1 protein-coding gene is annotated in these 1,188 nt (G+C 58.4%); it reads right to left on the bottom strand.

What is annotated here, in order from left to right:
* Nucleotides 1-1,188: elongation factor Tu (tuf, locus tag NA647_RS19595; protein WP_256059169.1), on the bottom strand; the 1,188-nt coding region annotated here is incomplete at both ends.

The raw sequence follows: 1,188 nt of genomic DNA, 5'->3' as shown, positions 1-1,188 counted from the left end.
CGATGATCTTGGCAACCACGCCAGCACCAACGGTACGACCACCTTCGCGAATCGCGAAGCGCAGACCGTCTTCCATGGCGATCGGGGCGATCAGGGTAACAACCATCTTGATGTTGTCGCCCGGCATTACCATCTCAACGCCTTCCGGCAGTTCGCAGTTACCAGTCACGTCAGTCGTACGGAAGTAGAACTGCGGACGGTAGCCCTTGAAGAACGGAGTGTGACGACCGCCTTCTTCCTTGCTCAGTACGTAGACTTCGCCTTCGAACTTGGTGTGCGGCTTGATGGTGCCCGGCTTGGCCAGAACCTGGCCACGCTCGACGTCATCACGCTTGGTACCGCGCAGCAACACGCCAACGTTTTCGCCAGCGCGACCTTCGTCGAGCAGCTTGCGGAACATCTCAACGCCGGTGCAGGTGGTCTTGGTCGTGGCACGGATACCCACGATCTCGATTTCTTCCTGAACCTTGACGATGCCGCGCTCGACACGACCGGTCACAACGGTACCGCGACCGGAAATGGAGAACACGTCTTCAATCGGCATCAGGAACGGCTTGTCGATAGCACGCTCCGGCTCCGGAATGTAGCTATCCAGAGTCTCGACCAGCTTGCGCACGGCCGATACGCCCATCTCGTTATCGTCCTGGCCATTCAGCGCCATCAGCGCCGAACCGATGATGATCGGAGTGTCGTCGCCCGGGAAGTCGTAGGTCGACAGCAGGTCACGAACTTCCATCTCGACCAACTCCAACAGCTCGGCGTCGTCCACCATGTCAGCCTTGTTCAGGAAGACAACGATGTAAGGAACACCAACCTGACGGGACAGCAGGATGTGCTCACGAGTCTGCGGCATAGGGCCGTCAGCAGCGGAGCAAACCAGGATAGCGCCGTCCATCTGCGCCGCACCGGTGATCATGTTCTTCACATAGTCAGCGTGGCCCGGGCAGTCGACGTGGGCGTAGTGACGGATCGAGGAATCATATTCAACGTGGGAGGTGTTGATGGTGATACCACGAGCCTTCTCTTCCGGCGCATTGTCGATCTGCGAGAAGTCACGCGCCGAACCACCCCAGGTCTCAGCACAGACCTTGGTCAGCGCCGCGGTCAGAGTGGTCTTGCCATGGTCAACGTGACCAATGGTGCCGACGTTCAGGTGCGGTTTGTTACGTTCGAATTTTTCTTTAGCCA

The sequence above is a fragment of the Stutzerimonas stutzeri genome (assembly GCF_024448985.1).
GTDB lineage: Bacteria > Pseudomonadota > Gammaproteobacteria > Pseudomonadales > Pseudomonadaceae > Stutzerimonas > Stutzerimonas stutzeri_AP.
This window is presented reverse-complemented; position numbering and strand designations above follow the sequence as displayed.